Genomic DNA, 25,956 nt, shown 5'->3' on the forward strand with positions numbered 1-25,956 from the left:
GCGCCTGGCAGCTGGGGCACCACTTTTGCGAACGGGCCCGCCATGCGGCGTCGGTTGCGTTGCAGTCCGACAGCGGGCTGCGCCAGCCTCTGGCACATTACAGGGCTGTGGCAGACAGCGCCTGCTGCTGCTTCTGTCTTCCATTTTTTCAAGAAAGTGCATGCCATGTCGATTATCTGGACAATCATTGTAGGTTTGGTCGTGGGCCTGATCGCCCGCATGCTCAAACCCGGTCGTGACGCGATGGGCTGGATCATGACCGCCGTGCTGGGCATTGCCGGCTCCTTCCTGGCCGGGTTCATTGGCCAGCAGCTGAACTTTTATGCGCCCGGAGAGCCCGCCGGGTTCATTGCTTCCGTTATCGGCGCCATCGTGTTGCTGGTGATCTGGGGCGCTGTTACGGGCAAAAAATAAGCGCGTCCCGATCGTCATTCGAGCGGGCCTGCTTGCAGAAATGAAAAAACTCCCCTTTTCTCTCATGCCATCGGCGCTGGAGCTTGCGGCAGGCGACCCGCAGCTGGAAGCGGCCGTGCGGCGCAGCAAGAAGCTGCTGCATCGCAAGGCCTTGCTGGCCGCAGTCGCCAGCTCGGTGCCCGTGCCAGGGTTGGATTGGGCGGCGGATGCAGCCCTGCTGACCAAGCTCATCCCACAGATCAATCGCGAGTTCGGCCTCTCACCCGAACAGATTGATGCACTGCACCCCGAAAAGCGTGAACAGGTGCAGCGCGCCGTCGCCATGGTGGGATCGGTGCTCATTGGCAAGGTGGTCACGCGCGAAATGGTCATCAAGCTGGCCTCGGCCATCGGCGTGCGCATGACCGGCAAGCAGGTCGCCAAGTTCGTGCCACTGGCCGGGCAGGCGCTCTCGGCCAGCATCGGCTATGCAGCGCTGCGCTATCTTGGCGAGCAGCATCTGCGCGAATGCGTGGAGGTCGCGCGCAGCGCAAGACTGCCACTTCCGGCCCGCCAAGGGGAGGCGCTTTCTGGTTGACGATGATGGGCACGTCCGGGCTGTCATCCCGCGAGGGCCCTGCCGCGTTGTGGCGTCTCGGACTGCACGCACACCTGCGCGCAGGGGTTGTGCCCACCCACCGGCGGGACGCGCGTTGAGAAAATCGCTTTCTGATCGATGGCAAACCATCATCGACCGTTCGATTTGGCGATGACCCGCAGGCAGCGTCCCTACAATATCCGTCACTATGAGCACCTTGCAACTCACGTTGGTCATCCTGGGCGTTGTCATCATCCTGGCGGTCGTTGCCTACAACCAGTGGTACAGCCTTCGCCACGCCCCACGCAAACCCCGCAAGGAGCCGGTTGACGCCAGTGCCGCTGCTCCGCTGGAGCGGCGTGAGCCCGACCTTGGTGATGTGCAGGCAGCCAGTTGGGCGCACGACAATCCCGAACCTCCGCTCGAATCCCCTCCTGCTGCCGCCGCAGCACCGGCCAGCGGACTGTTTGGCCAGGGCAAGAGCGACAGCGTCGCTGCCGCGGCAGCTTCGGAGGATCCCGCCCACGCCACGGCCAGCGCGCCCTATGGCGCGGGTCAGCCGTTCGACAGCCTGGTCTTCAGTATTGTTCCGCTGGCGCTGGATAAGCCCGTGTCTGGTGACGCCGCGCTGGCCGCCCTGCCACCAACCCGGCGCATCGGCAAGAAACAGTTTCTCATCCATGGCTTGAACGTCCACACCAGAAGCTGGGAGCCGCCGCGCGCCGGGGCACGCTACAGCGCCTTCGAGGCAGCAATCCAGCTGGCCAACCGCCAAGGCGCGCTCAACGAAATCGAGTTTTCAGAGTTTGTGCTCAAGACGCAGGCGTTTGCCGATGAAATCGGCGCCGCGCCCGATTTTCCGGACATGCTGCATGAAGTGGCCCGAGGCCGGGAGGTCGATGCGTTCGCAGCACAGAACGATGCGGTGCTCAATCTCATGCTGTCCGCACGGCGCGCCACCTGGAGCCCTGGCTATATCCGCCAGTGCGCGGCGCGCTACGGTTTCAAGCCGTCCGTCACGCCCGGCAGGCTGACGCTGGCTGCGGCCAACCCCATCGCGCCGCCGGTGCTGACGCTGAACTACGACCCGCAGGCCGCGATGGCCGACGATCTCGACCACGCGCCCATCCACGAGATCCTGTTCACGCTGGATGTGCCCAACGTTGACCGCGCAGAAAGCGCCTTCCCACGGCTGCGTCAGATCCTAGAGGAACTGGCGGAGACCATGGAAGGCACGATCACCGATCCGGAGGGACGCAAGCTTCCGGCGATGGCCATGGATTCGATCGCTGCCGACGTCGAGCGGCTCTACGACGCGCTGGAGGCCAGAGGTTTTCCGGCTGGCAGCCCCGCTGCCCTGAAACTGTTCAGCTGAGCGTCGCCGGCCTGTCCGCTCACCATCGCCAGCAGCCTGCCCCCTGCGCGTCGCCGCGCGGCGGCAGTTGCGGGCTATTGCCTCTTCTTTGCTTCCTCACCGTCCATGACGCCTTCTTCCCACTCCGACGTCAGCTTTCCGGCTGATGCCGCTCCCCCGCAGGCACAACAGCAGGCAGCCGAGCTGCGCCGTCTGCTGCGCCAGTGGGAACACGCCTACTACGTACTGGATGCCCCCCTGGTGCCGGATGCGGAGTATGACCGCGTATTTAGGCAGTTGCAGGGCCTGGAGGAGCAATACCCCGCGCTGCGAACACCGGACTCGCCAACGCAGCGCGTCGGCGGTCAGGCCATGGAAGGCTTTGCCCCCGTGCGCCACCGCGTGCCCATGCTCAGCATCCGCACCGAAACCGACATCAGCGACCAGGGCGCACGGGCATTCGACGCGCGCATCCGCAAGGAACTGGAGCTGGGCCCCGAGGATCCACCGGTCGAATACCAGGCCGAGCTCAAGTTCGATGGCCTGGCCATCAACCTGCGCTACGAGGACCGCGTGCTGGTGCAGGCCAGCACACGCGGCGATGGGGAGACTGGCGAGGACGTGACCCACAACGTGCGCACCATCCGCCAGATCCCGATGCGCCTGCCCGATGCGGCACCGCCGTTAATCGAAATCCGTGGCGAGGTCTACATGCGCCGCGACGACTTCGAAGCCCTCAACGCGCGCCAGCGCGAGCGCATCGCACAGGGTGCACGCGGCGAGCGCACCTTCGCCAACCCGCGCAACGCCGCTGCCGGCGCGCTGCGCCAGCTCGACCCGGCCATTGCGGCCCAGCGCCCGCTGTCCTTCTTCGCCTATGGCTGGGGGGAGATCGACGGCTGGACCGATCAGCCCGAGACCCAGTCGGGCACGCTCGATGCATTTGCCGCCTGGGGCATTCCCGTCAGCGCCGATCGCGCCATTGCGCATGGCGCCGAGGACCTCGTGGCATTCCACCAGGCCATTGCGGCGCGGCGCGACAGCCTGCCATTTGACATCGACGGCGTGGTCTACAAGGTCAACCGCCTGGCGCTGCAACGGCACCTGGGCTTTGTCTCGCGTGAGCCGCGCTGGGCTGTGGCACACAAGTTTCCGGCGCAGGAGGAGCTGACGACCGTGCTCGACATCGACGTGCAGGTCGGGCGCACCGGCAAGCTCACGCCTGTGGCCAAGCTTGCACCCGTGTTCGTCGGTGGGGTGACGGTGACCAACGCCACGCTGCACAACGAGTTGGAGGCCCAGCGCAAGGACGTGCGCGTGGGCGACACCGTGATTGTGCGCCGCGCCGGTGATGTCATTCCCGAGGTGGTCGCCAGCCTGGCCGAAAGGCGCCGTGCCGACGCCGTGCCGTTCATCATGCCGGCGCACTGCCCGGTCTGCGGCAGCGCGGTGGTGCGCGAGGAAGGCGAGGCCGACCATCGCTGCACCGGCGGGCTGTTCTGCGCGGCGCAGCGCAAGCAGGCCGTGCTGCACTTTGCCAGCCGCCGCGCCATGGATATCGAGGGCCTGGGCGAGAAGCTCGTGGACCAGCTGATCGACGCCGGACTGGTCAAGACACCGGCAGACCTGTTCCGCCTGGATGTGGCCACGCTGGCGGCGCTCGATCGCATGGGCGAGCGCTCGGCAGCCAACCTCGTTGCCGCGCTGGAGAAAGCCAAGTCCACCACACTGGCGCGCTTTCTGTTTGCGCTGGGCATCCGGCACGTTGGCGAACGCACGGCCAAGGACCTGGCTGCGCACTTCGGCGACCTCCCCGCCCTGATGGGCCAGACGCCGGAGTCCGTGGCGAGCGAGGAACAACTGCTGGCCATCCGCGACGTCGGTCCTGTCGTCGCGCACAGCGTGGTGACGTTCTTTCAGCAACCCCACAACCGCGAGGTCATTGCCGACCTGCTGGCGCTGGGCGTGCACTGGCCGCGAAATGCCGGCCGCGCAGCTGGCGCAGGCGATGCAACCGCCCTGCCCCTGAGCGGCAGGACCATTGTGCTGACGGGCTCTCTGGCTGCCATGAGTCGTGATGCAGCCCGCGAAAAGCTGGAAGCGCTCGGCGCCAAGGTAGCCGGTTCGGTCAGCAAGAAGACCGACTATGTCGTGGCAGGCGCCGATGCGGGCAGCAAACTGGCGAAAGCCCAGGAGCTGGGTGTGCCGGTGCTTGACGAGGCGGGCCTGCAGCAACTGCTCGATGGCTTGACGCCGCCCACTGCACGTTGAGATATATCGGGCTGCCGCAGCGCTTCTGCCCAATGCACCGCTGGCCGCAGGCCGGCGGAAAGTCCGTTCACGGTCATTGAACTGTCCGTGATCTGTTTGTGCGCAGCTTGCAGGACATGCCGGCGTAGCGCATGCAATCGCGTCGTCCCGTCACAGCCCGGTCATAAAGCCTTTCCAGAATGCGCGCTTCGCATTTCCCAGGAAACCTTTCAATGACCTATTCCGTGCTGCCTGCCGCCCTGCGTGGCCGCCACCGCCCCTTCGCACTGTCGGCGCTTGCGCTGGCCATCACCTTGTCGCTGAGCGCTTGCGGTGGCAGCTCCGAGGAGGAAGCGGCCGTCACCATTCCCGCGCCGCCCGCGGGGCTTGGCGCGCCCGCCGTTGCCGAAGCGCCTGATGCCACGATTCCGCCCGGTCGCACCGACGTGCCGCCACGCCGCATCCATGCCGCAGTCGATGGTACCAAGCGCGGCGCCGCCAATGGTGGCATCAACGTCATCGACCCGGCCACCGGCTACGCACTGAACAACGCCGGCTACCCCTCAGGGTCGGGCGATGCGTGCTATGCCGATGAAAAGACCAACCTCAGCATCCGTCCGCTCAAGGGTTTCCTGGAAATCTGGCAGCCAGTCACGCCCTACATGGACGCTTACCAGACGGCGCTGCCAGACAGCCGCGTCATCACCAGGGAAGGGCTGACGTTTTATTGCCCGTCCATTCCGGTATCGATCTGGACCGGCATCCCCGGCGACGGCACCGACGGCACGATTCTCAACCGCGCCCTGCACGAGGCCAACCTGCGTTACTCCGGCAAGGTCACGGCTCCCGAATACCGCACGCCTGAGAGAGAGCTGGCAGCCTATCTTGACGACGCCCGCGGCAAGAACTACAGCGTCAGCACCGGCCTGGGGCCGCTGGCGCAGGCCTGGCATGCGCTGGCACGGCAGCAGTCGTACATCGACACCATTCCGACATCCGGCGCCTGCCCGGATGGCAGCACGGAAAAATACCCATTCTGCAGCGCGCCCGGCGGCGAGCAGTACAACGTCGGCGAAGGCGCCAGCCATGACGTGAACGCGGCGCTGGCTGCCAATCCCGATTTCGGCCTGGCCGTCAACTTCGTGCTGCGCACCACCAACGACGGCACGGCCTCAACCAACCCCACCAAGTACTTCTACAAGTACGCCCGGCCCTACCGCTGGCACGATGCCGGCCTGAGCCCTGTGCCGATCACCGTGCCCGAGTCACTCAAGAATGCGCGGAAACTACCCGATCTGACCGCCAGCGACCCGTACAAGGACGTGCGCAAGGACAGCGACTTCCCAAGTGGTCACACCGCAGAGGGCGTGCGCGGTGCCTTCGCCTATGGCTACCTCGTGCCCCAGCGCTTTCAACAGATGCTCGCACGCGGGCTGGAGCTGGGCGATAACCGCATCGTCGCTGGCATGCACTCGGCGCTGGCCGTCATGGGCGGGCGCATCAATGGCGAAATCGCCGCGCTCAATCTCATCAACCGCATTCCGCAGCAGGAGCGCGAGGCCGCCTACGCGCAGGCCCAGCAGCAGCTGCGCGCAAAAGTTGCGGCAACCGCTGGTGACGAGCGCCTGGCCTCCGACGAGGGCTTCCTGGCCTACGCGCTGTCCCAGGAAGGCAGGGACACCATTGGCCCTTTCGAGACGCCCTACGCCGATCACGCCACCAACAAGGCCGAGTACCGCCGCCGACTGACGTTCGGCTTGCCGCAAGACGCCAGCAAGGCAGGCCAGCCTGCGGTGGTGCCCGAGGGCGCCGAAACGCTGCTGGAAACGCGCCTGCCCTATCTCAGCGCCGAGCAGCGCCGCGTCGTGCTGCAAACCACCGCACTCGACTCGGGCTACCCGGTTCTGGATGACGAGGAAGGCTTTGGCCGCCTGAACTACTTCGATGCGGCCGATGGCTATGGCGCGTTCAACGGCGACGTCACCGTCACCATGGACGCGGCACTGGGCGGCTTTCACGCGTTCGATGCCTGGCGCAACGACATCGGCGGCGCCGGCAAGCTGACCAAGCAGGGAACGGGCACACTCGCGCTGACCGGCAGCAACACCTACAGCGGCGGCACCGTGATCAGCGAAGGAACGCTGCTGGCCGCGCACGCACAGGCCCTCGGCGAGGGCATGGTGTACTTGTCGGAGCAAGGGACGTTGCAGCTCTCGGCACAGGTGCCGACGGTGCACGTCAGGCAGGACTATGTCCAGACTGGCCAGGCCGCGCTGGATGCCGTCCTGGCCTCCGGCGAGGACGCCGTGCTGCAGGTCGCAGGCCGCGCCGTGCTCGATACCGACAGCGTGCTGCGCGTGCAGTTCGACGCCAAGCCCTCTGCCGGGCAGATCTTCCCGGTGTTGCAGGCGTCGTCGCTGCAGGGGCGGTTCGGGCGCATCGAGCTGCCCGATGACGTACAGGCAACCGCGCAATACACAGACCATGGCCTGCGCCTGCTGATCCAGTGATCGGCCCCGCCCTGAACACACCAACGCCAGCGCTGGCGTTGGTGTGGGGGCCATGTCACAACAGGACTGGCACCCCGCAGCAGTGCGATTCAGGGCGTTTCGTGAATCACGTCGGCATCGGCTGGCGGCGTGAACACAAAACGCTCTGGCGCAACGGACACATTGGCCTGGAAGTTCTCGAACCGCAGCGCCGAATGCTGGGCAAAGTTATCCTCGATCTCCAGCGCTGCCAGCACGTCCCCGTCAAACCCCATGCGTACACTGCGCAACGCGCCATCGTCGTCCTTGGGGGTGGCAACCACCCACTCCAACCCTTGCGCCGCCGGCACCGACCGCAGCGTGAAGCTCTGCTCCAGCGCGCTGCGCGAGGTGGCCGAGGTCAGGATCGCAGCAGGGGTGCTGTTGAGGGCCTGATCCTGATCACGCGAGGTGGCCTGGTTGAGATCCTCGTCATACACCCAGAGCGTCTGACCATCGCCAACGATCAACTGCGGAAACGGCTGCTGATAATCGAAGCGGAACTTGCCAGGCCGCTCGAACACGAACGTGCCGCTGGAGACGCTCACCCGGCCCGGTTCACCATCCCGCTCGGGCGCCGTCACGGTCTGCGTGAACTGCGCCTGACCAGAATGCACATTCTTGAGAAAATGGTCCAGCGCCGTCAACCCATCGGCCATGGCCAAGGGTGCCGCGCAGGCCAGCGACAGTGCAAAAACAGCTCTTTTCATCTCATTTCCATTCGTTCAACTACCGCACTTACCAACGCTGCGACTGCGACGGCGTTGACGGTTCCGCCATTTGCGTATCTTTGCACACCGTGCAAGCACGGTACGATGCGGGCTGACATCCAGCACCTGTTCGATGCGTAGCGGCATCGTGACGACCATCATGACCGAGATTGCGCCAACCAGCAGTCAACATCTCCACGCAGAAGACGCATTGCACGCGGTACGCGCGCTGTATGCAGAGCAACTGGCCTGCCTGCGCGGAAATCTTGCCCGCTTTCTCGCCGGCGAGGCCACGGGCCGCGTGCGAGCCTTCTACCCCTACGTGCAGATCGAGCCGGCCGACACGGCCGAGAGCGCACTGGCATCCTTTGACACGCTGGCCTCCTACGGGTTCGTTGCCGGACCGGGGCGCTACCGCGCTACGCTCACACGGCCCGACCTGTTTGCCGACTATTACCTGGACCAGTTCACGCGCCTCATCCAGCACCATCGGGTGCCCCTGCAGGTGGGCCTGAGCGAGGAGCCCATTCCCGTGCACTTTGCCGTCGCCGAACAAGGCCTGACGGACGCCGATCTCAGCCCCGCGCGCAAGCGCCTGCTCAGCCTGTGGTTCGACGCGCCGGACCTTGCCGCCATGGACGACACCGTGGCCAACGGCACAGCCGACTTCGCACCCGATTCGCCGCAGCCGCTGTCCTTGTTCAGTGCCCAGCGCGTGGACCTGTCGCTGCAGCGGCTGCGCCATTACACCGGCACATCGGCCGAAGCCTTCCAACGCTATGTATTGCTGACCAATTACCAGTTCTACGTGGAGGAGTTCGTGCGGCTGGCCCGGCAGGAGCTCGCACGCGAGGACAGCGCCTACGTCGCGCTCGTCGAGCCGGGCAACCGCATCACCTGGCGCGACGGTCATGTGCCTGCGCCGGATGATCTGCTTGCCGCGATCGCCGGCGCGCCATCCAGTCATGCCGGCGCCAGCACCGGGCGGCTGCCGCAGATGCCCGCCTACCACCTCGTCAAGCACGACGGAGAAGGCATCACACTGGTCAACATCGGCGTGGGGCCCGCCAACGCCAAGAACATCACCGATCACATTGCCGTGCTGCGCCCACATGTCTGGATCATGGTGGGGCATTGCGCCGGCCTGCAAAACAGCCAGCAGCTGGGCGACTATGTGCTGGCGCACGGCTACATCCGCGATGATCACGTGCTGGATGACGACCTGCCGACTTGGGTGCCAATCCCCGCCCTGTCCGAGGTGCAGCTGGCGCTGGAACAGGCGGTGGCGCAGGTCGCAGGCGTCCGTGGCCTGCAGGTCAAACGCATCATGCGCACCGGCTCGGTGGCCAGCACCGACAACCGCAACTGGGAGTTGCTGGACCATCGCATCCCGCTGCAACGCTTTCGCCAGGGCCGCGCCATTGCGCTGGACATGGAGAGCGCCACCATTGCCGCCAATGGCTATCGCTTTCGCGTGCCCTATGGCACCTTGCTGTGCGTGAGCGACAAGCCGCTGCACGGCGAGCTCAAGCTGCCGGGCATGGCCAACCATTTCTACCGCGGCCGCGTGCTGCAGCATCTGCAGATCGGCATCAAGGCCATTGAGATCCTCCAGCAACAGGAAGCGACCCGCCTGCACAGCCGAAAGCTGCGCAGCCATGGCGACGTGGCGTTCCGCTGACGCGCCCACTGCAGGCCCAATTTGATCCAGAGGACCTCCCCATGCCCACCACAAACACAACCGCCGCAGTCATTGGTGCCGGCGTGGTTGGCCTGGCCGTGGCACGCGCACTGGCTCAGCGCGGCCACGAGGTGTTCGTTCTGGAGGCCGAGCAGGCCATCGGCACCCAGACCAGCTCGCGCAGCAGCGAAGTCATCCATGCAGGCATCTACTACCCACCTGGTTCGCTCAAGGCCCGCCTGTGCGTTGAGGGCCGCCATCAGCTCTACGCCTACTGCACACAGCGCAACATCGGCCATCGGCGCACGGGCAAGTTGATCGTCGCCACTGATGCCGATCAACTGGTCGCGCTGCAGGCGCTTGCGCAGCGCGCAGCGGCCAATGGCGTGAACGACCTGCAATGGCTGACCGCATCGCAGGCCCAGGCACTGGAGCCCGCGCTGCGGTGCCATGCCGCGCTGCTGTCACCCTCCACCGGCATCATCGACAGCCATAGCCTGATGCTGGCACTACAGGGGGATCTCGAGCAGGCTGGCGGTGTGCTGGCCTTGTGTTCCCCGGCCGTGCGCATCGAAGCGGATGCGCGGCTGCTGACGATCATTACGCACGATGGCACGCAATTGCCCGTGGACTTCGTCGTCAACGCCGCTGGCCATGGTGCGATCCCCTTGGCGCGACGCACCGCAGGACTGGCTGCTGGGCACATCCCAACCGCCTACTTCGTCAAGGGCCAATACTTCTCGCTGACCGGTAAGGCTCCGTTCCAGCACTTGATCTATCCGATTCCGGTCCCTGGCGGGCTGGGCATTCACTTAACGCTGGATCTGGGCGGTCAGGCGCGATTCGGGCCCGATGCCCAGTTTGTCGAACGCGCCGACGACCTGCAGGTCAACCCGGACGACCTGCCACGTTTTGCCGCAGCTATCCGGAGCTACTGGCCGGACTTGCCCGCTGAGCGCCTGCAGCCTGGCTACGCGGGCATGCGCCCCAACATCGGTGGGCCTGCGGCAACCTTTTCCGACTTCATCATCCAGGACGCGTGCACCCACGGCATTCCCGGGTTGATCAACCTCTTTGGCATCGAGTCGCCCGGCCTGACCGCCTGCCTGGCGATCGCTGAGGAGGTCGCGCGCCGCGCCGACCTTCAGCGCCTGCGCTGACACGCAGGCTTGGCCGCGCGCGCCGAGCGCTGCTTTGCCAGGACTGCCGCATGGGTTACAGCGCCGCCTGCCGCGCTGAGGTCCAATGGCCTGCGTTTCACCATGACGGGCGGCGCTGCCCTGCTGCCGCCTGCGTCCAACTTGAGGAGGCAGACATGTTCGCTTGGCTTTGCACCGACCCCGTCGGGACCGACAACCTTCAGTGGCAGGAGTTGCCCACGCCGGCGCCCGGCAAGGGCGAGGTGCTGGTGCGCATCCGCGCAGCCAGCCTGAATTTTCCCGACGTGCTGATCGTACAGAACAAATACCAGATCAAGCCGGACCTGCCCTTCGTGCCCGGCTCGGAATATGCCGGCATCGTCGAGGCCGTGGGCGAAGGCGTGACGCACCTGCAGGTCGGCCAGCGCGTGGCGGCGCTCAGCGGCACGGGCGGCTTTGCCACCCACGCCGTGGTTGCTGCCCAACTGTGCATGCCGCTTGCCGATGCCTTCAGCTTCGAGGATGCCGCTGCCTTCATCATGACCTACGCCACCAGCTGCCATGCCTTGCTCGACCGTGGTCAGCTGCAGCCGGATGAAACGGTCCTCGTGCTGGGCGCGGCAGGTGGCGTGGGCACTGCCGCCATCCAGATCGCCAAGGCACACGGCGCGCGCGTGATCGCCGCCGCATCGTCCGACGACAAGCTCGCGCTGTGCCGGCAGATCGGCGCCGATGCCACCATCAACTACCAGACGCAGGATCTGCGCGAGGCTCTGAGGTCACTCACGAAGGGCAAAGGTCCGGACGTGGTCTACGACCCGGTCGGCGGCGACTATGCAGAGCCGGCCTTCCGCTCCATCGCCTGGCGGGGTCGCTATCTGGTTGTTGGCTTTGCCGCCAGTGCGCAGATTCCTACCCTGCCCATGAACCTGCCACTGCTCAAAGGTGCATCGCTGGTGGGCGTGTTCTGGGGTGCCTTCAGCCAAAAGGAGCCAGCGGCCAATGCGGCCATGCTGCAGCAGCTGGCCACCTGGTACGTGCAGGGCCGGATCAAGCCGGTGCTGGATGGCACGCTGCCCATGCAGGAGCTCAAGCGCGCCTATGCCCGCATGGGCCAGCGCGCCGTGCGCGGCAAGTTGGTGCTGGTCAACGACTGAGCAGCATACAGCAGGGCAATCAGGGCCAGAGGTTGCGCCGGTCGTACTGGTAGAGCCAGGTCTCGGTCAACGGGCGCCCCTCCAGTGCCATGTACATGCGCAGCTCGGCAATCGTCTCAGGCGGCAGTGCCAGATCGAAGGTGGCGCGCCAGACGTTGCCGCCAGGCACCGGCTCGGCAAAGCTGCGGATCAGCTCCCCCGCGGAAGTGCTGACCACCACATCGGGAAACACGCCCCAGGGGATTTGCTGCATCACGGCCGGGCGGTCGAACTCCACAACGAACTTGACCTCGTTGTCGGGCCGGGGTTTGCCTGGCTCGCCGCCGCGGCCAATGCGCGTGGCAATCGTCTGCGCAATGTTCTCGGCGGGATAGGGCTCGCCATCCTGCCAGTGCAGCCGGTAATGCAGGCGATGGTGATCCCCCGCCTTGGCCGGGCCTTGCGGCACCCAGAAGGCGCCGATGTTGTCATGGATCTCGTCGTTGGTGGGAATCTCCAGCAGCTCCACGTGGCCCTTGCCCAATGGCGCCAGCGGCTCGACCCACAGGCTGGGACGCCGGTCATACATCACGCCATCGCGGTAATGGTCGAAATTGCGGTCGCGCTGCAACAGGCCAAAGCCCTTGGGGTTCTCGTCGGCAAATGCCGAAACAGTGGTGAAGCTGGGGTTGTTGAGCGGCCGCCAGATGCGCTCGCCAGTGCCCGTCCACATTGCCAGGCCGTCGGAGTCGTGCACCTCGGGTCGCCAGTCGTTGAGCCGCTCACGCCCATACTCACCATACCAGAACATCGACGTCAGCGGCATCAGGCCCAGCCGCGCAACGTCGCGCCGCAGGAACAGCTCGGCTTCAACCTCCATATGCACGCCGTCGCTGCGATCCAGCCCGCGTGTGAGCGAAAACGCGTAGGCGCCGGTGATGCTGGGGCCATCCAGCAGGGCGTACACCTTGACCGGTGCGCGCGGATCATCGCCCTGCTCGATGTAGAACTCCGTGAAGTCGGGAAACTCCTCATCCTGCCCGGGCACGGCGGCATTGACCACGACGCCCCGCGCCGACAGGCCGTACTGTCCGGAAGCGCCAATGGCGCGAAAGTACGACGCGCCCAGAAACGCCACCCAATCCTGGGTGCGCCAGTCGCTGGCGCCATGCCACTCCTGCAGGCGAAAGCCTGCAAATCCGGAATCGCGCGGCAGTTGGTGCGCCGGGCTGTCCTCGGGCATCTCGAACAGCGCCGGGTCATAGGCGATCTCGCGCGCTACGCCCTCTTGTACCAGGTGCATCTTCACCGCCTTGGGAAAAAACTCACCAAGATGGAAAAAGGTCACCGGATAGGCGCCCCCCTCGCCCATACGGCCAAATGGTGCGGCGTCCGTGCGGAAGCGCAGCTTGCCGTGCTCCTCGTAATTGATGCGACGCACCACGTCCGGCGCCGGTCGGTAGGGCGGGACATAGTCCTGCTCTGCAGCAGCTCGGGCACGCGCCACCAACTGGTCAAAGGAAAAGGCGTGACCGGCACCGGTAAAAGCCACGGCATTGGGCGCCTCGGAGGCACCGCAAATGGCGGGGATGGCCATCAGGCAGGCACTGGCTCCCATGGTCTGGAAGAATCGGCGTCTTGAATAGCGGTTCATGCAGGAATTAGAGAGCGCATCCTTGATGCAAGGCAGCGATTTCAGCATGAAACGCAAAACCCGTTTGAAACGCACTGGTTAATGCGTTGTTCTGCATGCAGGTAACGCAGCAGCTTGGCAGGCCACTCGTAGGCCCTCTTGCGCGTGCCTGCATGTCCAGGCATCAGATCAGCCGCTTGCGCACTTTGGCAGTGATCCACTCACTGACGATCACCGTCGCGAAGATGGCCAGCAGAATGGTCGTCACGCGCGGCCACGCCAGTGTGCTGAGCGCCGCATCGAGCTTGAGACCGATGCCGCCTGCGCCAACCAGCCCCAGCACGGTGGATTCGCGGATGTTGATGTCCCAGCGAAACAGCGTCATGCCAAACAGCGTGGGCGCCACCTGTGGCGCAATGGCCCATGCCATGGTCTGGCTGCGGCTGGCGCCGGTAGCCTCGATGGCTTCGACCTGCCGCGCATCGATTTCTTCGATAGCCTCGTAGAGCAGCTTGCCGATGAAGCCGATTGAGCGCAGCGCAATGGCAATGATGCCAGCCAGCACACCCGGGCCCAGGATGGCCACCAGCAACAAGGCCCAGATCAGCGAATTGATTGAGCGCGAACCAACAATCACCAGCAATGCCAATGGCCGCACCAGCACGCGGCTGGGCGTGGTGTTGCGCGCGGCCAAGAAGGCCACCGGCACGGCCAGCACCACGCCAAGCAAGGTGCCCAGCGTGGCGATGTTGAGGGTCTCCCACATCGGCTGCAGGATCTCGAGCGTGAACGCCCAGTCGGGCGGGAGCATGCGCGCGCCAACATCCTGTACCTGCCGCGGCGCATCTGCCACGAAGGCCCAAATGGTCTGCTGCGTCATCAGCTGAAACGCCCAGGCCAGAAACGCCAGCGCCAGTACCCAGGCCATGAACAGGCCCAGCTCATGGCGCGCGCTCCGCTTGCACCAGTGGTGTGGCGGGGCACCGCCCGGTGTCGCCTGTGGCCGCGCCATCGCGAAAGAGTGCATGGTCATGGCTCAGAGAAAGTGTTTGCGAATCCAGCCCGATGTGTACTCGGCGGCCATGACGATGGCAATGATCACCAGCAGCACCGCGGCAGCGGAGTGGTATTCATAGCGGTCCATGGCTGTGGCCAACGTGGCGCCGATGCCGCCTGCGCCCACGATGCCGATGACGGCCGATTCGCGGAAGTTGATGTCGAGCCGGTACATCGACAACCCCACCAGCCGCGGCAGCACCTGCGGATAGACCGCGTAGAGGAGCGTCTGCAGGTAGCTTGCGCCCGTCGCCCGCAGGGCTTCGAGCTGGCTGTGCCGGATCTCTTCCATGTCCTCGGCGAGCAGTTTGGCCATGAAGCCGATGGTGGCAAAGGACAGCGTGAGAAAACCGGCAAAGGGCCCGAAGCCGAACATCACCACCATGAAGATCGCGACGATGAGCTCGTTGAGCGTGCGCGAGACGGCGATGATGCTGCGACACACCAGATAGACCGGCAACGGCGCAAGGTTGCGCGCCGCACCGACGGCGATCGGCACGGACAGCGCCACCCCCAGCGCAGTAGAGGTCAGCGCCATTGTCAGGCTCTCGGTAAACCCGGTGACAATCTCGCCCCAGCGGCTGGTGAAATCCGGCTGGGCGAAGGCTGCCGCAAAACGCCAACCGCGCTCCAGCCCTTCGGCCACGCGTGCCCAGTTGACCTCCAGCGTGCTCAGCGCGGCCACCAGCCACAAAAAAGCGGCCGTCAGCAGACACCGGCGCAGCCACGGGTTGGCAATCAGCGGTGGCCGACGCCACTGCCGCCGCGGGCCGTGGTCCATGGATGCGGCAACGGCGTTGCTCATGGCATGACCTCGGGCTCTGGATAAGCCGCTGCCCGGGCGCCGTCCGTACCGGCCTGCTGCATCTGGTCACTGTGCTTGCGGGTGATGGCCGTCCAATCCTCATCGCCGTAAATGCGTGTCAGCGCACCGGCATCCAGCTCCGCGGCCGGGCCGTCGTAGACGATCTGGCCGGCCTGCAGACCAACGATGCGCGGCAGATACTGTGTGGCGAGGACCACGTCGTGGATGTTGACAATGGCGGCCAGCCCCCGCTCCGCGCACAACTCCATGATCAGCCGCATGATCTGGCGCGACGTCTTGGGGTCCAGACTGGCGGTGGGCTCATCCACCAGCAGCAGGCGCGGCTGTTGCATCAGCGCACGCGCAATGCCCACGCGCTGGCGCTGCCCGCCCGAGAGCGCATCGGCACGCTTGTTCTCCATGCCCGCCAGACCGACACGCGCGAGCAGCTCGAACGCCCGCGCAATGTCCTGGGCATCGAAGCGGCGCGCCCAGCTGCGCCAGAAGCCGACGTAACCAAGGCGGCCGGAGAGCAGGTTTTCCATCACCGTCAAACGCTCGACCAGCGCGTACTCCTGAAAGATCATGCCGATCTGGCGGCGCACGCGCCGCAGGGCGCTACCGGAGACGAGCGCCAGATCCTGCCCATCAAGCGCAATGCGACCGCTGGTGGGTGTCACCAGCCGGTTGACGCAGCGAATCAGCGTGGATTTGCCGGCGCCCGAGGGCCCGATCAGCCCCACGACCTCGCCGGCACGCAGGTTCAGCGACACCCCCTTGAGGGCGACGTCGCTATTGGAATAACGCTTGGTTAGGGAATCGATTTGCAGCAGCATGGTTTTCTTAGCGAGCAGCGCCCCCACTACCCGGGCAGGCGCGGGCGCAAGAACTTGGTCACACCGTCTCACTCCACGCCTGGCCGGTACACGGCGCGTCAGCGGCAGGCATAGTCCACACCCATGGCCTTGTCGATGGCACGCACGACTTCCCAGTGCTGTTTGTAGGTGATCGGGATGAACGTCTCCTGCGGCGGCTCGGTCGAGCCGAACTCCTTGGCCAGTGCCGAGCCTTCCCAGTTGAAGGTAAAGAAGGCCTGTTTAACCTTCTCGGCCAGCTCCGGCTTGAGGTTGTAGACGTAGCCATAGCCCGTGGTCGGAAACGTCTGGGACTTGTAAATCGTCTTGGTTTGCTCGGGCTTGACAACCTCGCGCGCCTGCATGCGCTTGAGCACCGAGTTGGCCACCGCAGCTGCCGGATAATCCTTGTTGGCAACGCCAATGATGGAGTTGTCGTGCTTGCCCGAGAAGACTGGCTCGTAGTCACGGCCAGCTTCCATGTCAAACTCCTCGCGCAACAGCGCAGAAGGCGCCTTGTAGCCGGAGTTGGAGGTCTCGGAGGTAAAGGCCAGTTTCTTGCCCTTGATGTCCTCAACCTTCTCGATGCCGCTGCCAGGATAGGTGATGATCTCCATCTCGTAGCCGTACTCGCCGTCCTTGGAGGCCATCATCGCAAAGGGCACGAAGCCGGCACAGTTGACGGCCAGCGGATTGCCGCCCGTATTCACGCCCGCCACGTGCAAGCGTCCAGCGCGCATCGCTTCGTACTGGGCTGCGTTGCTCTGCACCGGAAAGAACTGTACTTTCTTGCCGGTGGTCGCCGCCAGATGGTCGAGAAAGCCCTTCCACACATCGGCATAGACAGCCGGATCCTCCACCGGGGTGAACGCAAATACCAACGTGTCAGGATCGATCCAGTCCTTGGGATCGGTTGGCGCATCGGCCACCAGATCACCGTCGGCATCCGTGTAGCGCGCATCCAAAGCATGGGCGGTACCTGCAGACAGCAAGGCAAATGCCGCCGCGGCAAGCGCCGCCAGCGCGGCAGGTCTGGGAGAGAGGGGCAAACGTTGCATGGTCATGGTCCTGTCAGGGCAAATGCGCATGAGAAATGGAAGCGCGCAGCTTAAAAACTGCGCGTGACAGCACCATGACAGCCCGTGCGGCAACGCATCGCCAAGGATTGGGCAAAGCCCTTCGTTGCCATGCGCGCACATGCGCTGCCACGAAATTGCCTGCGCCGGCTGCGGGTGTGCATAATGCAGCGATGCTGCGTTTGTTGTGCGCCTCTACATCCCTCGCAACGCCGTTCCTGGGCGGACATGGCCCACAGCCTCTGCTGCCGCGTAATACGCACCGCAGCGTGTTCCGTTTTCCAGTGCCGCTTGCGCCCTGCGCGCAAAGCGGCTTTTTTGTGCCGGCGCAGCCGCGGCCTTTGCGACTTTCCGTACCGTCATTCCAGCCATGCCTTTGCCACCAGCCCCCAAGACGCGCGGTGCACGCGTCGATGTCCGTCTTGCCAGCCAGCGCGCCAAACCCAATGCCGAAAAACTGATCGTGCGCGGACCGGGGCCGGAGTCAGACGCACGGCGTGCCCCCCGGCAGCAGGCGGCTTTGCTCAGCCCCGTCGAGGCCAGGCCCACCCCCAGCGCGCCTGCAGTGCGCGCGCCGCAAGCGCCCGAACGCACGTCTGCCACGGCAGTATCGGTAGTGGCATCGCCACGCAAGGCCGTGACGCACAAGACCGCCCAGCCGGCACCCAGCCGGTTGCGCCGCACCCTGTCCGGCGCGCCACGGCTGTTTGTGCTGGATACCAACGTCCTCTTGCATGACCCCACCGCGCTGTTTCGCTTCGAAGAGCACGACATTTACCTGCCACTGGTCGTGTTGGAGGAGCTGGATGCCCACAAGAAAGGCACAACCGAAGTTGCCCGCAACGGCCGCCAGGTCAGCCGCAGCCTGGATGCGCTGGTCTCGCTGAGCGCTGGCGCCGATCTGAGCGGAGGCATTGCGCTGAACGCCTCAGGGCAGAAGCAGGCCGCTGGCAAGCTGCTGTTTCAGACCACCTTGCTGGCCGGTGACCTGCCCCAGGCGCTGCCACAGGGCAAGGCCGACAACCAGATTCTCGGTGTCGTGCACGCACTGCAGAAATTGCATCCCGAGCGCGAAGTCATTCTGGTCTCCAAAGACATCAACATGCGCGTGAAGGCGCGTGCACTGGGCATGGCCGCCGAGGACTATCAGAACGACAAGGTGCTCGACGACGATGAGCTGCTCTACAGCGGCGCTCTGGCCCTGCCGGAAAACTTCTGGATCAAGCAGGGCAAGAAACTCGAGAGCTGGCAATCGCACGGCGACACCTACTACCGCGTGGGCGGGCCGCTGGTGCAGTCGATGCTCATCAACCAGTTCGTCTACTACGAAACACCGGGCGAGTCGGGCCTTTACACCATTGTTGAGGAACTGCAGGGCGACACCGCCGTGCTGCGCACGCTGCGCGATTACACCAGCATCAAGAACAACGTCTGGGGCGTGACAGCACGCAACCGCGAGCAGAACTTCGCCCTCAACTTGCTGATGAATCCGGACATCGACTTTGTCACGCTCACAGGCACGGCCGGCACCGGCAAGACCTTGATGGCACTGGCCGCAGGCCTGACGCAAGTGCTCGACGAGCGCCGCTACAGCGAGATCATCATGACCCGCGCCACCGTCAGCGTCGGTGACGATATTGGCTTTCTGCCCGGCACCGAGGAAGAGAAGATGGGACCGTGGATGGGCGCGCTCGATGACAACCTCGAGTTTCTCAGCAAGGGCAACGGCACCGGTGGCGGGGAATGGGGCCGCGCGGCCAGCAATGACCTGATCCGCAGCCGCATCAAGATCAAGAGCATGAACTTCATGCGCGGGCGCACTTTCCTGAACAAGTACGTCATCATCGACGAAGCGCAGAACCTGACCCCGAAGCAGATGAAGACGCTCATCACCCGCGCCGGCCCCGGCAGCAAAATCATTTGCATGGGCAACCTGGCGCAGATCGACACGCCCTACCTGACCGAAGGCTCCTCCGGCCTGACCTATGCAGTCGACCGCTTCAAGGGCTGGGCGCACAGCGGGCACATCACACTGGCGCGCGGCGAGCGCTCGCGCCTGGCCGATTTTGCCAGTGAGGCGCTGTAGCCCTACCCGTGTGCAGGCCGCTGCGGCGATGCACCGTCCGGTGTCGCCATATGCAAAGCCGCAGTGCCTGCGCGCCACGGGCCCGGGCTTTGGGTATCATTTACGATTTACTGCAAAGACAGCTTGCCAAGGGCTGCTCTGCAAGGCTCTGACGGCGGCGCACGCGCTGTGCCGCCCACAGGGCTTGTGGATCATTCGCCGACAAACTGCCGCCCTACCCTGACCTTGCCGGAGTTTTCATGCCCACCGCCACAGCGAACGCCCTGACGTTCACCCTGCACCCCACCGACACCCCCACTGCCGAAGCTGAGCGCGCCGCCATTCTGGCGCAAGGCGGCTTTGGTACAGCCTTCACGGACCACATGGTCACCATCGACTGGCGCGAAGGCAAAGGCTGGCACGACGCGCAGGTCCGCAAGCGAGCGCCCTTTCAGCTCGATCCCGCCGCTGCGGTGCTGCACTACGCGCAGGAAATCTTCGAAGGGCTGAAGGCCTACCGCGGCGCCGACGGCAGCATTACATTGTTTCGCCCGGATCAGAACGCCAAGCGCTTCAACGCCTCCGCCACGCGCATGGCTATGCCGACGCTGCCGGAACATGTCTTCGTCGAAGCGATCGAGGCCCTGGTGCGGGTTGACCGCGACTGGGTGCCTGGCGGCGATGGCAGTCTCTACCTGCGGCCCTTCATGTTCGCCGCCGAGCCCTTTCTGGGCGTGCGTCCGGCGCACCACTTCATCTTCAGCGTGATTGCCTCGCCAGTCGGCAATTACTTCAAGAGCGGCCCCAAGCCCGTCAAGGTGTGGGTTTCGCGCGAGTACACGCGCGCCGCCAAGGGCGGCACTGGCGCTGCCAAGTGTGGTGGCAACTACGCTGCCAGCCTGGTGGCGCAGGCGCAAGCTTATGAAAACGGCTGCGAGCAGGTTATTTTCCTGGATGCGGCCGAGCACCGCTGGATCGAGGAGCTCGGCGGCATGAACATCTTCTTTGTGCGCAAGGATGGTTCGCTGTTCACCACGCCCCTGGGCACGATTTTGCCGGGCATCACGCGCGCCTCGCTGATCGAGCTGGCGCGCGACAAGGGCATCCAGGTCGAGGAGCGCCGCTATGCCTTTGACGAATGGCAGGCCGACGTAGCCCGCGGCGAGGTGACCGAAGCCTTCGCCTGCGGCACCGCCGCCGTGGTCGCAGCCATTGGGGAAGTCCAATTCGACGGCGGCAGCTTCACCATCGGCAACGGCGAGACGGGTCCCGTCACCCAGGCCCTGCGGCAGGAACTCACGGCGCTGCAGCGCAACCAGCTGCCGGACACGCGTGGCTGGGTGCACAAGATTGCCTGATGGCTGCCCCGACACCCACGGACGCCGCCACGGTGCTGGGCCGTGACGTCAGCTACCCGACGCAGTACGACCCGACGCTGCTGCACCCCATCCCCCGGCTGGCGGCCCGCCAGCAGCTGGGCATCGGCCTGCAGCGCCTGCCCTTTGTGGGTGCCGACACATGGACGGCCTTCGAGCTGAGCTGGCTGGGCCCACGCGGCAAACCCCAGGTGGCCATTGCCCAGTTCACCTTTCCCAGCGAAACGGCCAACATCATCGAGAGCAAGTCGCTCAAGCTCTATCTCAACAGCCTCAACCACACGCGCTTCGAGGACGCTGCCGCCGTGCGCGAGACGCTGCGGCGCGATCTCTCCGAAGCAGCCTGGCGTGGCAGCGCATCGTCCGCCGCTGTTGGCGTGCGTTTGATCGAGCCTGCGGAGTTTGCCGCCGAACAGGTTGCGGAGCTCGACGGACTTGATCTCGACCGGCTGGATGTCGACTGCGAGGACTACCTGCCGCAGCCGCAGTGGCTGCGCAGCGCCGCTGGCGAGCCGGCGGTGACGGAGACGCTCACCAGCCGTCTGCTCAAGAGCAACTGCCCGGTGACTGGCCAGCCTGACTGGGCCAGCATCCAGATCCGCTACCACGGCGCGCCGATCGACCAGGCCGGGCTGCTGCGCTACATCGTGAGCTTTCGCAATCACACCGGCTTTCACGAAAACTGTGTCGAACGCATCTTCGTCGATATCTGGCAACGCTGCCAACCCGTGCATCTGGCTGTCTATGCGCGCTACACCCGTCGCGGCGGACTGGACATCAATCCATTTCGCGCCAATGCGCCGCAAGCGCTGCCCCTCAATCGCCGCACCGCCAGGCAGTAGGCACGGCGGGCCGAGCGCGAGGCGTCAACCCCGCGCGCCAAACCGATGGTCGCGCAGCAGATAGGCATCCAGTGATGGACGCATCAACGGTTTCTTAATGGCAGGTTGTGGTGCCAGCGCGGCAGGTTGCGGCTGCCGGCTACGCAAAAGTTTCGCGCGCAGCCGCACCACAAGCACCAGCAACTGCTCATCCTCGGCGCCATTTTCGACCGCGCGCAACGTCTCTGCGGCATAGGCGGAGTCCTTTTCCAGGCGCTCCAGATCAATCGGTAGCCCTAACTGCTTGCGAGCCTGCAGTTTCAGCCGTGCCATCAGCACGGCTGTATCGAAGTCGGTATCTGCTGTCATGCGCCTCTCGCGAGAATAACGGGATGGAGGAACGTGCCCTCACGCAAGCCAGAATCGTGCCAAATTGTTAACCGACACTGCAGCGCACGCGCATTCGGTCAGCGCCACGCCATCCCGTCCTCGTAGGCTTGCCGCAGCAGGCCCTGCCCCACGCCCAACCCCAGCGCACTGCCGAGGCGATTGGACAGCTGCTCGGCCAGGCCGCGCCGGCGCGTATAGTCCACCACCGTTTCCTGGCCCACCACATCGCGGGCCACGGACTGCACGGAGCCAAGATCGTCGGCCAGCCCCAGTGCCACGGCCTCCTCGCCGGACCAGACCAGGCCAGAAAACATGTCTGGCGTTTCCTTCAGGCGGTCGCCACGGCCTTCGCGCACCACGGCGACGAACTGGTCATGGATTTGCCGCAGCATGCGCTGGGCGTGTGCAACATCGCTCGGATCGAGTGGACTGAACGGGTCCATGAACCCCTTGTGTTCACCGGCTGTAATGAGACGGCGCTCGACGCCGAGCTTGTCCATCGTGCCGGTAAAGCCAAAGCCGTTGAGCAGCACGCCGATGCTGCCCACCAGACTGGCCTTGTCAACGTGAATCTGATCTGCTGCCACGGCGATGTAGTAGGCCGCCGAAGCACCGACATCGCCAATGACCGCATGCACCGGCTTGTTGTGCTTGGCCTTCAGGCGCAGGATCTCGTCATGCAGGATGCCGGCCTGCACGGGGCTGCCGCCCGGCGAGTTGATGTCCAGCACGACGGCTGTGGACTGGCTGGATTCAAAGGCTTCCTTGAGCGATCGCATCAGGTAGCGCACACTGGCTTCGCTATCCTGCGCTATGGTGCCATGCACGCGCACCACCGCGGTGTGGGGGCCGGAGGTGGGGGTGCTGACTGCCGCGCTGCTAAGCACCGTCCACGTCAGAAAGCCGATGTAGCCGAACACCAACAGCGTGAAGAAAATGCGCCAGCGCCGCGCCCGGCGCTGCTCGCGCAGGCTGGCAAAGGCCAACTTCTCCAGCGTGGCACGCTCCCATTCCCCGGCCTCCTTGCCCTTGCGAGCCTTGGCTGCGGCCTTGCGCTCGCTGGCGCGCACCTCGTCAGACGCCTCCGGCTCGCCGGGACGTGCGGCCCAAATGTCGCGCTGCTGCGTCTCGTCCGTGCCGGTATTGGGGGAGGATCCGTCGTGTGGTTGCATGGGTAGAAATCCTGAGAGGGAAAATGGCGCCGCAAATGGCCATTACGGGGCGCTGGCGCGTGGCGCTGGCTCGGCGCACTGCTCCAGCCAGCGGCTGAGTGCAGCCACGGATTCTGCCACTGCCAGCGGCGCATAAGCGCCAAGCCCTTCGCCGGCGTGCGCTCCATACGTCACCGCCAAGCTGGGGCAGCCCGCGTTGCGCGCCATCTGCAGGTCATGGCTGGTGTCGCCGATCATGAGCAACTGCTCGGGCGCGACGTCCCAGCTCTGCATCAGCTCCTGCAGCATCAGCGGGTGGGGCTTGCCTGCCGTTTCGTCCGCCGTGCGCGAGTCATCAAACAGGTGACGAACGTCCAGGCTGGCGAGCACATGATTCAAGCCACGACGGCTTTTTCCGGTTGCCACCGCAAGCACGAAGCCGCGTTGCTTGAGGCGCTGCAGCAGCTCCAGCACGCCATCGAACAACACCAGATCATCCTGGTGCTGCAGGTAGTGGTAGCGGTATCGGTTGGCAAGCTCCCGATAGGCGCTGGGCGGCACATCCGGCGCCGCTTTGGCCAATGCCTCGCCCAGTTCCATGCCGATGACCCAGCGCGCCTGCTCCAGCGTCGGCACGGTGCCGCCCACATCGGCCACGGCCAGCTGCACACAACGGGCAATGCGTGCGGTGGAGTCAAACAGCGTGCCGTCCCAGTCGAAGGCCAGCATGGCAAAACGGTGACGAGTAGTCTCGGGCATGGGCGGTGATGGGGTATCGACGGGTGGCATCAGAACGTCGGTTCCTCGCCGATGGCCAGATTCTCGAAGCGGGTCTGGTCCTTCTGGAAGTACAGGTGGACGGTGCCGGTCGGGCCGTTACGCTGCTTGCCGATGATGATCTCGGCCTGGTTCGGGGCCTTGCTGTTTTCCTTGTTGTAGTAATCGTCGCGGTAGATGAACATGATGACGTCGGCATCCTGCTCGATAGCGCCGGACTCGCGCAAATCGCTCATCATGGGGCGCTTGTCGGTGCGCTGCTCGACCGAACGGTTGAGCTGCGATAGCGCAATGACCGGGCATTGCAGCTCCTTGGCCAGCATCTTCAGGCCCCGCGAGATTTCGCCCAGTTCGGTTGCGCGGTTCTCGTCCGAGGAATTGCCCGAGCCGCTCATCAGCTGCAGGTAGTCGACCACGATCAGCCCCAGCCGACCGTACTGGCGCGACAAGCGCCGGGCATTGGCGCGCAGCTCCGTGGGCGTCAGCCCGGGTGTTTCGTCGATGTGCAGCGAGATGTTGCGCAGGCGCTCCACCGCCTCGGTCAGACGCGGCCACTCCTCGTCATGCAGCTTGCCGGTGCGCAGGCGCTGCTGATTGATGCGGCCGATGGAGCCGACAATCCGCACCGCCAGCTGCGCTGCGCCCATTTCCATCGAGAAAATGGCCACTGGCAGACTCTCATTGAGCGCCACATGTTCGGCAATGTTGATTGCAAATGCGGTCTTGCCCATCGATGGGCGTGCCGCCAGCACGATCAGGTCGCCCTTTTGCAGCCCGGATGTCATGCGATCCAGATCCACGAAGCCGGTCGGCACGCCAGTGATGTCGGTCGTGCTCTGCGCCATTTCCTCGACCTGATCAAGCAGGTCCACCACCAGGCTTTCCATCGACTGAAAGCCCTGCTTCATGCGCGAGCTTTCCTCGGCAATGCTGAAGATCTTGGCTTCGGCCTCATCGAGGATGCTGCTGACCTCACGCCCGCGCGGGCTGAAGGCGTTGCTGGCGATCTCGTCGCTGGCGGCAATCAGCTTGCGCAGGATGGCGCGCTCGCGAATGATTTCCGCATAGCGGCGGATGTTGGCCGCGCTGGGCACATACTGCGCCAGCATGTTGAGATAGGCGATGCCGCCAATCTCCTCGGCCTTGCCGATGCCACGCAAGTGCTCAAAGACCGTCACCACGTCGGCCGGGCGGTCGTTTTCCAGCAGCGCGGCAATCGCAGCAAAAATCTCCTGATGCTCGGCGCGGTAGAAATCGGTGCGCTTGAGCAGGTCTGATACCCGCTCCCACACCTGGTTGTCCAGCAACAGTCCACCCAGCACGCTCTGCTCGGCCTCAACCGACTGCGGCGGCAGCCGCAGATCCGCCACAGCCGAGTCCTGGACGCGCCCGGCAGATTCTTCGTTACGCGCACCGGAAAAGGAAATCACATCAACAGCCATTGGAATTCTTCTCACCTCACAAAACGCGCCCCGGCAGCTTGCACCCGCCGCACGGCACCCCGTGACAGGGCGGCGCCCAAACCTCCGATGGTACGCTGCAGGGCCGGGGGATGTCATCGCACAAACCTGTGCCTGACCTGTGGATAACAGGTTGACAACGCCGGGACACATGGCGCGCACAGCCTGTGCGCAACGGCCCCATCGCCCAAACAAAAACCGCCCCGAGAGGCGGTTTCTGCACTGTGGATAACGCTGAAAGCGTCAGGCTGTCTCGCCGTACACCGAGACAGTGATCTCCACATCGACATCGGTGTGCAGCGCGATCACTACCTGGGTATCACCGACGACCTTGATCGGGCCGTTGGGCAGGCGGATCTGCGACTTGTGCACATCGTAGCCCAGCTTGACCAATTCAGCAGCAATGTCGTGGTTGGTCACCGAGCCGAACAGGCGACCATCGACGCCGGCCTTCTGCGACAGACGCACGGTCGTGCCTGCGAGCTTCTCGCCGGTGGCCTGAGCGGCAGCCAGCTTCTCGGCTGCGGCCTTTTCCAGCTCGGCGCGGCGGGCCTCGAACTCGGCCTTGGCCTGTGCCGTGGCTCGGCGGGCGCGGCCAGTGGGAATCAGGAAGTTGCGTGCGTAGCCGTCCTTGACGGTCACGATCTCACCCAGGTTGCCCAGGTTGACGACTTTTTCCAAAAGAATGATTTGCATGGTGTGT

Annotated in this window: 22 protein-coding genes; 11 read left to right on the plus strand and 11 right to left on the minus strand. The window is 64.9% G+C overall.

The features are described 5' to 3' along the window. The first annotated feature begins 165 nt into the window (after positions 1–165). The 5 genes from AAV94_RS05215 (at position 166) to AAV94_RS15280 (ending at position 7,105) form a co-directional block, all read left to right on the plus strand. Complete coding sequence (locus tag AAV94_RS05215; RefSeq protein WP_046741260.1) at positions 166–414, plus strand: GlsB/YeaQ/YmgE family stress response membrane protein; 249 nt, start codon at positions 166–168, stop codon at positions 412–414. 64 nt (positions 415–478) lie between these two features. Then, on the plus strand, positions 479–991 hold the full coding sequence (locus tag AAV94_RS05220; RefSeq protein ID WP_046741261.1) for a hypothetical protein: 513 nt from the start codon (positions 479–481) through the stop codon (positions 989–991). A 208-nt stretch (positions 992–1,199) separates the two neighbouring features. Then, on the plus strand, positions 1,200–2,366 hold the full coding sequence (locus AAV94_RS05225; RefSeq protein WP_046741262.1) for a hypothetical protein: 1,167 nt from the start codon (positions 1,200–1,202) through the stop codon (positions 2,364–2,366). 105 nt (positions 2,367–2,471) lie between these two features. Beyond that, positions 2,472–4,616, plus strand: coding sequence for an NAD-dependent DNA ligase LigA (ligA, locus tag AAV94_RS05230; RefSeq protein ID WP_046741263.1), 2,145 nt, complete (start codon positions 2,472–2,474; stop codon positions 4,614–4,616). Between the two features lie 212 nt (positions 4,617–4,828). After that, a complete protein-coding gene (locus AAV94_RS15280) occupies positions 4,829–7,105 on the plus strand; it encodes an autotransporter-associated beta strand repeat-containing protein (protein WP_084824751.1) in 2,277 nt (758 codons plus the stop codon). Positions 7,106–7,194: 89 nt separating this feature from the next. On the opposite strand, the gene lolA is transcribed toward AAV94_RS15280, so the two are convergent. Next, the gene (gene lolA / locus AAV94_RS05240; protein WP_046741264.1) at positions 7,195–7,833 is read right to left on the minus strand and encodes an outer membrane lipoprotein chaperone LolA; all 639 of its coding nucleotides are present in this window, start codon (positions 7,831–7,833) and stop codon (positions 7,195–7,197) included. A 133-nt stretch (positions 7,834–7,966) separates the two neighbouring features. On the opposite strand from lolA, the gene AAV94_RS05245 reads away from it, so the two are divergent. The 3 genes from AAV94_RS05245 to AAV94_RS05255 all read left to right on the plus strand — a co-directional run bounded on the left by AAV94_RS05245 (position 7,967) and on the right by AAV94_RS05255 (position 11,810). Beyond that, positions 7,967–9,514: an AMP nucleosidase gene (locus AAV94_RS05245; protein ID WP_407927303.1), complete on the plus strand. Its 1,548-nt coding sequence runs from the start codon at positions 7,967–7,969 to the stop codon at positions 9,512–9,514. A gap of 41 nt (positions 9,515–9,555) precedes the next feature. Then, a complete protein-coding gene (locus AAV94_RS05250; RefSeq protein ID WP_046741265.1) occupies positions 9,556–10,674 on the plus strand; it encodes an NAD(P)/FAD-dependent oxidoreductase in 1,119 nt (372 codons plus the stop codon). A gap of 155 nt (positions 10,675–10,829) precedes the next feature. Then, positions 10,830–11,810, plus strand: coding sequence for an NADPH:quinone oxidoreductase family protein (locus tag AAV94_RS05255; protein ID WP_046741310.1), 981 nt, complete (start codon positions 10,830–10,832; stop codon positions 11,808–11,810). Between the two features lie 19 nt (positions 11,811–11,829). Here AAV94_RS05255 and AAV94_RS05260 read toward each other — a convergent pair whose 3' ends face one another. The 5 genes from AAV94_RS05260 to phnD form a co-directional block, all read right to left on the minus strand. Further along, positions 11,830–13,443 (minus strand): glucan biosynthesis protein, encoded by a 1,614-nt coding sequence (locus AAV94_RS05260; protein ID WP_052754925.1) that lies wholly within the window; start codon positions 13,441–13,443, stop codon positions 11,830–11,832. Positions 13,444–13,606: 163 nt separating this feature from the next. Next, entirely contained in the window at positions 13,607–14,455 is an 849-nt protein-coding gene (gene phnE / locus AAV94_RS05265) for a phosphonate ABC transporter, permease protein PhnE (RefSeq protein WP_231731238.1), read from the minus strand. A 3-nt stretch (positions 14,456–14,458) separates the two neighbouring features. After that, positions 14,459–15,283: a phosphonate ABC transporter, permease protein PhnE gene (phnE, locus tag AAV94_RS05270; RefSeq protein WP_046741266.1), complete on the minus strand. Its 825-nt coding sequence runs from the start codon at positions 15,281–15,283 to the stop codon at positions 14,459–14,461. Further along, positions 15,280–16,119 carry a phosphonate ABC transporter ATP-binding protein gene (gene phnC, locus AAV94_RS05275; protein ID WP_197408013.1) on the minus strand — a complete coding sequence of 280 codons (840 nt, stop codon included), beginning with the start codon at positions 16,117–16,119 and terminating at the stop codon, positions 15,280–15,282. Before phnC ends, phnE (AAV94_RS05270) begins: the two co-directional genes overlap by 4 nt. 98 nt (positions 16,120–16,217) lie before the next feature. Next, positions 16,218–17,195 carry a phosphate/phosphite/phosphonate ABC transporter substrate-binding protein gene (gene phnD / locus AAV94_RS05280; protein ID WP_084824757.1) on the minus strand — a complete coding sequence of 326 codons (978 nt, stop codon included), beginning with the start codon at positions 17,193–17,195 and terminating at the stop codon, positions 16,218–16,220. Positions 17,196–17,583: 388 nt separating this feature from the next. Between phnD and AAV94_RS05285 the strand changes: the two genes are divergently transcribed. From AAV94_RS05285 to queF, 3 genes are all read left to right on the plus strand, one after another. After that, a complete protein-coding gene (locus tag AAV94_RS05285) occupies positions 17,584–19,299 on the plus strand; it encodes a PhoH family protein (protein ID WP_046741267.1) in 1,716 nt (571 codons plus the stop codon). A gap of 239 nt (positions 19,300–19,538) precedes the next feature. Then, on the plus strand, positions 19,539–20,636 hold the full coding sequence (locus AAV94_RS05290) for a branched-chain amino acid aminotransferase (RefSeq protein WP_046741268.1): 1,098 nt from the start codon (positions 19,539–19,541) through the stop codon (positions 20,634–20,636). Then, a complete protein-coding gene (queF, locus tag AAV94_RS05295; protein WP_046741269.1) occupies positions 20,636–21,496 on the plus strand; it encodes an NADPH-dependent 7-cyano-7-deazaguanine reductase QueF in 861 nt (286 codons plus the stop codon). The genes AAV94_RS05290 and queF overlap by 1 nt, the downstream gene beginning before the upstream one ends. A 24-nt stretch (positions 21,497–21,520) precedes the next feature. Here the strand turns inward: queF and AAV94_RS05300 are convergent, their stop codons facing one another. From AAV94_RS05300 to rplI, 5 genes are all read right to left on the minus strand, one after another. Then, a complete protein-coding gene (locus tag AAV94_RS05300) occupies positions 21,521–21,844 on the minus strand; it encodes a hypothetical protein (RefSeq protein WP_046741270.1) in 324 nt (107 codons plus the stop codon). A 98-nt stretch (positions 21,845–21,942) separates the two neighbouring features. Continuing rightward, entirely contained in the window at positions 21,943–23,037 is a 1,095-nt protein-coding gene (locus tag AAV94_RS05305; protein ID WP_084824752.1) for a S49 family peptidase, read from the minus strand. A gap of 42 nt (positions 23,038–23,079) precedes the next feature. After that, positions 23,080–23,775 carry an HAD family hydrolase gene (locus tag AAV94_RS05310; RefSeq protein ID WP_046741271.1) on the minus strand — a complete coding sequence of 232 codons (696 nt, stop codon included), beginning with the start codon at positions 23,773–23,775 and terminating at the stop codon, positions 23,080–23,082. Between the two features lie 29 nt (positions 23,776–23,804). Then, on the minus strand, positions 23,805–25,235 hold the full coding sequence (gene dnaB, locus AAV94_RS05315; protein WP_084824753.1) for a replicative DNA helicase: 1,431 nt from the start codon (positions 25,233–25,235) through the stop codon (positions 23,805–23,807). Positions 25,236–25,496: 261 nt separating this feature from the next. Then, positions 25,497–25,949 carry a 50S ribosomal protein L9 gene (gene rplI, locus AAV94_RS05320; protein WP_046741272.1) on the minus strand — a complete coding sequence of 151 codons (453 nt, stop codon included), beginning with the start codon at positions 25,947–25,949 and terminating at the stop codon, positions 25,497–25,499. Between the last annotated feature and the right edge of the window lie 7 nt (positions 25,950–25,956).

This window comes from Lampropedia cohaerens, from assembly GCF_001005215.1.
Lineage (GTDB): Bacteria > Pseudomonadota > Gammaproteobacteria > Burkholderiales > Burkholderiaceae_C > Lampropedia > Lampropedia cohaerens.